Origin of the sequence: Gemmatimonas sp., assembly GCF_036405635.1 — a bacterium.
In the GTDB taxonomy this organism is placed as follows: Bacteria; Gemmatimonadota; Gemmatimonadetes; order Gemmatimonadales; family Gemmatimonadaceae; genus Gemmatimonas.
Map to the genome: position 1 here is coordinate 1 of NZ_DASWXE010000067.1, position 5,490 is coordinate 5,490.

6 protein-coding genes are annotated in these 5,490 nt (G+C 66.4%); 1 reads left to right on the forward strand and 5 read right to left on the reverse strand.

Going from position 1 to position 5,490, the window contains the following annotated elements; genetic code table 11:
• The 5 genes from VGE27_RS04840 to VGE27_RS04860 all read right to left on the reverse strand — a co-directional run.
• On the reverse strand, positions 1-1,200 hold a 1,200-nt coding region (locus VGE27_RS04840; protein ID WP_331048505.1), incomplete at its 3' end, for an ABC transporter permease.
• Positions 1,201-1,202: 2 nt separating this feature from the next.
• A complete protein-coding gene (locus tag VGE27_RS04845) occupies positions 1,203-1,535 on the reverse strand; it encodes a PadR family transcriptional regulator (protein ID WP_331048506.1) in 333 nt (110 codons plus the stop codon).
• A 62-nt stretch (positions 1,536-1,597) separates the two neighbouring features.
• Positions 1,598-2,260 carry a hypothetical protein gene (locus VGE27_RS04850; RefSeq protein WP_331048507.1) on the reverse strand — a complete coding sequence of 221 codons (663 nt, stop codon included), beginning with the start codon at positions 2,258-2,260 and terminating at the stop codon, positions 1,598-1,600.
• A gap of 16 nt (positions 2,261-2,276) precedes the next feature.
• The gene (locus VGE27_RS04855; protein WP_331048508.1) at positions 2,277-4,523 is read right to left on the reverse strand and encodes a serine/threonine-protein kinase; all 2,247 of its coding nucleotides are present in this window, start codon (positions 4,521-4,523) and stop codon (positions 2,277-2,279) included.
• Positions 4,520-5,224: an ECF-type sigma factor gene (locus VGE27_RS04860; protein WP_331048509.1), complete on the reverse strand. Its 705-nt coding sequence runs from the start codon at positions 5,222-5,224 to the stop codon at positions 4,520-4,522. The genes VGE27_RS04855 and VGE27_RS04860 overlap by 4 nt, the downstream gene beginning before the upstream one ends.
• Positions 5,225-5,268: 44 nt before the next feature.
• Here VGE27_RS04860 and VGE27_RS04865 point away from each other — a divergent pair.
• The coding region (locus tag VGE27_RS04865) for a hypothetical protein (protein WP_331048510.1) at positions 5,269-5,490 on the forward strand (222 nt) is incomplete at its 3' end.

The window sequence follows — 5,490 nt, forward strand, 5'->3', positions numbered from 1 at the left end:
CCGCCGACGCCGGAGGGCACGCGCCAGCATGAGATTGGCCACATTGGCGCAGGCGATGAGCAGCACCACACCGGCCACCACGCTCACCCATACGGCAGTGCGTGATTCGAGTGCCGGCTCGGGGCCTGCGCCAAGCCGCACAGCGCCAACCACAGCACGCGGACGTGCCGCATCGACAGGAGCTGTCTGCGAATTGGATGCCTGCTCGGACCGCCAGCTGCCTTGCAGTGCCCGTGAGGCATCGGTCGAGGCCATCTCGATGGACACGTCAGCCTTGCGGCGTACGAGTACCTGCAGCCAACTCCACGCGTACGCCGTGTGGTAAGTACGTGAGTCGTCGGTGCCTGAGCTGCCGGCAAAGGTGGTGATGGGTATCCACGCCACCGGTGGTGTGGCATCGTTCACGCCGGCATACCCTGGCGGCGCCACGCCGATGATACGGGCGCGCACGTCACCGATCTGCAGCGCCTGACCAAGTACGTCGCCGCCACCGTACTCCGACTGCCAGAAGTCATACGACAGGACGGCAACATCGGCGCCACGTGGAGTGACGTCTTCTTCGGTGGTGAAGAAGCGCCCGCGCGCGGGCTGTGCGTCGAAGAATCCAAAATAGGACGCACTCACGGCGGCAATGCGACGTTCGCGTACCCGGTCCCCTTCGCCTACTGCCAGGTCACGCTCACTGAAGCCGGCAAATGCGGCGAACGACGTGGTGGACGCCTGGAAATCAAGAAAGCGTCGATACGTGGTGCTGGTGCTGGTGCGCGGACCACTGGCGCCCTGCCACTGCCAGTACACCCGATGCACGCTGTCGGGATCGCGCAGGTACGCGAGTGGACGGTACAACAGGCGATCCACCACGCTGAACATGGTCACGTTGGCACCGATGCCCAGTCCGAGCGTCACGATCACCGTGAGTGTGAATCCGGGGGAGCGCCGCAAGCCTCGCCAGGCGTAGTGCACATCGCGCAGCACCGCGTCCAGGATGGGAATGGACCAACGCTCTCGCGCGATCTCGCGGGCACGGGTGACGTTGCCGAGCTGTCGTGACGCGGCATGTCGGGCGTCTTCGGCGCTCAATCCGGTGGCCGCCGCATCGCGTTCGAGTTGCTCGCGATGGAACTGCAGCTCCTCGGCCAGTTCCGCATCGAGTTGCGCCCGACGTCCGCGATCGAGAAAACGCATCAGCCATTCGCGCATGGTCACACCGCCCGCAGGATGCGACGCACGGCCGTCATCAGCTCGGTGAAGCCCTTCTCTTCCTCGCCAAGTTGGCGCAGCCCCAGAGAGGTGATCTCGTAGTAACGCGCGCGTTGGTTGTTGGGCGTGCGTTTCCATTCCGCCGAGATCCAGCCTTTCTGCCGCATACGCTGCAGTGCCGGGTAGAGCGAGCCTTCCTCCACCTGGATGACATCCTGCGACAGGCGCTGGAGATGCTGAGCGATGCCGTAGCCATGCATGGACTGCACCCGCAGCGTCTTGAGAACGAGCAGGTCGAGCAGGCCGGGGAGCAGTTCGCGGCGGGAGGGTGTCATGGGCAGGGGGTAGATGGTCTATGCCCTAGACAGTCCATCCCCTGGTATGGTTTGAACGGGCGTCAGCCCCGTCCGCGCTCCCGCAGGTAGCCATGCCACAGGATGCGTGCCGCGGCGGCGCGCCAGGGGGCCCACCGCTCGGCATGCTGGGTGGCATCTGGTGAGGCGGGGGGCTTGGCCCAGCCATGGGCATCCCGCATGGCGAGATGCAGCGCGAGATCACCAGGCGGCCAGACATCGGGGCGACGCAGCGCAAAAAGCAGATACACCGACGCGGTCCACGGGCCGATGCCGTGCAAGGATGTCAGACGGGTCATGACATCGGCATCCGGCAAGCGGGCGAGCGAGGGCAGGTCGAGTGCGCCGCTCGCCACGTTGGTCGCGAGTCCATGCAGGTAGGCGGCCTTCTGTCGTGTGAGCCCAAGTCCACGCAGTGCATCCACACCGATGTCGGCAACCGGCGCGGCCTGAAAGCCGCCGGGGATCTGCGCATCGAGACGCCGCCAGAGTGTGGCTGCTGCTTCGAGTGAGACCTGCTGCTCGAGGACGATGCGACCCAGCGTGGAGAAGCCTGCTGGCCGTGCCCAGAGTGGTGGCGTCCCGTGACGGGATACGATCGCGGCGAGCGTTGCATCCTGCGTGCTCAGCGACTGCACCGCCGCGGCCAGGGACGCGCGCGTGAGTCGCGATGTCGGTGATGAGGGCGACGAGGGAGGTGTCGGCATGCCGGGCAGAATCTACTCAGCGCTGCGCCAACAGCCTCGCGACCGAGTCGGCGGCCTCACGCCAGCGCCGTGCTTCGGCGGGGCGTCCGGCGCTGTCCAGAACGCGCGCGTAGGTGCGTTGATCACCGAGCACGTCCTGGTTTCCGGCACCGAGCAACCGTCGCTTGGTGGTGAGCCCACTCTCCATCAGGGGGAGTGCCTGCTCGAGTCTGCGCGACAGGAAGTACGCATAACCCAGATTGAAGGCGCTGTTGGCTGTCTCCGGATGGTCGACTCCGAAGGCTTCACGGTGATGTGCATGGGCCTGTGCGTACAACACCGTCGCGTCGGCAATGCGTCCATCGTCGCGGCGCACGTGCGCAAGATTGCGCTCGAACTGCGCGAGACGGGCCGGAGTGATCGGTCGCTTGTTGTACTCCATCTGCAGCACCGAGGCGAGCACATCACCGGCCTCACGAAGCCGTCCCTGCTTTTGCAGCGCTGCGCCGAGGGCACTCAGCGCCGAGAGCGAATCGTTGGTTGTGGTGGTGCGTTCGGCGCGCATGATGTCCAGTGACTCGCGGGCGTGTTGTTCGGCTTCGACCGCCAGTCCCTGATTGAGTCGCACGCTGGCCAGATAGATCAACGCTGCCGCGAGTTCGAGCGCCGGCGGTTCCTGCGCGCTGGTGATGGTGCTGTTGCCGGAGACGAGTGGCCTGCGCAGGCGTACCGCTTCCGCAGCGAGTTCGCCGGCCCGCGTCCAATCGCCAAGCCCAAAGTATGCAGGGGCAATCGCGCTGTAGAGCTGCGCGCGGATTTCCGGCCGGTCGTGCAGACGCTGCTCCATATCGGTGGTGCCACGATCGAGCACATCGTGCAGCGTGGGCACGCCCGATCCCGCCTTGTACGGGTCGGCGTTGGAGAGCACGTCCTTGAGAAACTGCGTCACCTGCACGGCCTTGTCGCGCTCGAGACGCAGCGTCTCTGTCTGGGCGCGCAAGATGGTGGCCTGTTCGCGCAGTTGCCGTGACTGCACGACGGTGAACACCGTGAACGTGCCCGCCAGCATAAGGGACAGTGCCACTGCGGCCAAAGGCACCGGATGACGCGCCGCGAACTTGCGGAGGCGATAGGCCACGGAGTCTCGACGGGCCAATACGGGCAAGCCACGCAGATGCCGGCGCAGGTCGGCGGCCAATGCCTCGGCGGTGGGATAGCGCCGCGAGGGTTCGTCGTCGATGGCGCGGGCGATGATGGTATCGAGATCACCACGCAAGCGACGGGCGCGCCGCGCGCCGTCGGGTTGCGTGCGTGCTGAGGCCGACGCGAGCACACCGTCCTGCGGCAGCGTCCCGGTGAGCAGCTCGTGCAACAGCACGCCAAGCGCGTACACATCGCTCACCGTGGATGACGCGGCGCCGCGCTTCTGTTCAGGCGCGGCGTATGCCGGCGTCATTGGTTGCAGGCCGGGCCGCGTGAGATGGTCGGCGGGCTGCATGCCGCCCGCGTCGAGCAGCTTGGCAATGCCAAAATCGAGCAGCGTGGGGTGTCCCGCTTCCGACACCAGGATATTGGCCGGCTTGAGATCGCGGTGAACCACGAGGCGCGCATGGGCATGCTGCACGGCGTCGGCCACTTCGCAAAACAGCACGAGACGCTGCTCGATGGACAATGCGCGGTCTTTGCACCACACGTCGATGGGCGTGCCGTCGATGAATTCCATGGCCAGCCATGGGATCGTGCCATCGATGCCCACATCGACAAGCCGCGCGATGGCGGGATGGGCCAGCGTGGCGAGGATGCGCTGTTCGTCGCGGAACCGCCGCAGTCCGACGGCGTCCATGGCGTCGGCATGACGCATCAGCTTGAGCGCCGCCCGCATGACCACATCGTTCTCGGAGCGCTCGGCGAGATACACGACCCCCATGCCGCCGCGACCGATCTCGCGCACCAGTTGCCACGCACCAACACTGGATCCCGGGCCGTGTGGGACCGATTCCGGTTCGGTGGTCACGCGCTCGCCGAGCACATCGCGCCACGCCGCCTGCACGGCGGATTTTTCGAGGGGATGCTCCAGCACACCCGCGGCGTCTTCTCCGCACTCCCGCAACCAGGCCAGCGCCGCCTCACCCAGTGCCGGATCGTCGGCGCAGTGCGCGTGCACCACGGCTTCACGTTCTGCCGCGGGCGCGTCGAGCGCGATATCAACCAGATTCTCGAGCCGCTGCCAACGCGCCGCGTCCGCCGCGAAGGACAGCGCTCTCACCGAAGCGGGCGCAATCACGCGATGCTCATGGGCAGGTCCCGCAGCGCCCCATGCAGCCAGCCGCGCGCTTTCACCCAGTCACGGCGTACCGTGCGTTCGGTGATGCCCAGGGCCTCAGCGGTCTCGAGTTCGGTCAGTCCGCCGAAATAGCGACACTCCACGACCTGCGCGAGGCGCGGCGCAAACTGCGCCAGTTCGTCCAGCGCATCGTCCAGCGCGACCAGGTCGGCATCCCGCTCCGATTGGCCGTTGATGCCGTCGTCGAGTGTGACCGGAGTCTGCGCGCGTCCGCGCTTTTCGGTACGGCGCCGGCGCAGGTGGTCGATGAGTACGCGTCGCATCATGCCGGCCGCGGCCGCCAGGAAAAGCGGACGGTCGGACCAGGACGTGCGCTGCTGCGTGACCAGCCGCAGGAACGTCTCATGCAATACCGCGCGCGTATCGAGCGTAGCCACGTTTCCCGCACGCCGCAGTTCACGGCGTGCGATACGGAGCAGCTCGGCATAGTGCACACTGGCGAGCTGATCCAGAGGAGTGGCAACGGGCACGTCCACACGCGCGGGGCCTTCGACCATCATGTCGCCTGCGATGTCCGGTTCCTGTGAGTCTTCACGCGATGTCGAGAGGGTCGCGAATCGTGACGCGCACTTCGCCAACATGTGTCCGGCTTCCAGCCGCGGCAATGGCGGAGCCGCGTCCGTTTGTGATGTGACGAACATCGCACATCTGCGCGATCTCCAACGCAAGTCACGGAGAGACCGGGATGCCAGCGAAAAAGACACGGGCGACGTTCGAGCGTGTCGCCAAGGTGAACACGATCGGTGACGCGGTTGGTGCGGCCGGCACCGCCGTCGACACGTCGCAGCTCGCGCCGATGTTGGTGAAGGCGCGTCGTCCCGACGACCTCATGGTCGCCGACATCTGGCTGCACAACCTGCGAGTTGTCACCGGCGCGAACCCCACGCTGGCCCGTCGTGATGCCTCG